Source organism: Cupriavidus consociatus, assembly GCF_017814975.1.
Classification (GTDB): Bacteria; Pseudomonadota; Gammaproteobacteria; order Burkholderiales; family Burkholderiaceae; genus Cupriavidus; species Cupriavidus consociatus.
In genome coordinates, this window is record NZ_JAGIQA010000232.1 from 1 (window position 1) to 236 (window position 236).

The 236-nt window shown below is 66.5% G+C and carries 1 protein-coding gene; it reads right to left on the reverse strand.

What is annotated here, in order from left to right:
- Positions 1 to 236, reverse strand: a 236-nt coding sequence (locus tag J8I82_RS38185; RefSeq protein WP_209765837.1) for an FAD-dependent oxidoreductase, incomplete at both ends; no start/stop codon positions are given.

A 236-nucleotide genomic window follows, 5' to 3' on the forward strand; every position in this document is an offset into this window, starting at 1 on the left:
CGTTGGTGCGCATCTGGATGTCGACTTCGATGAAACCGCGGTCCGTGACGGCCACGCCGGCCTTCTCGGCGGCGATCTTCTTGCCGTTGGGCGTGCGGCCCACGGCCTGCAGCACCAGGTCGTAGACCTGGGGCTCGGGCACGGTGACGCCGTCCTTGGCGGGCGCGAAGCTGACCTTGATGCCTTCGGGCGTGGCTTCGGCACCCACGGTCTTGGTGTTGACCATGATGTTGTCG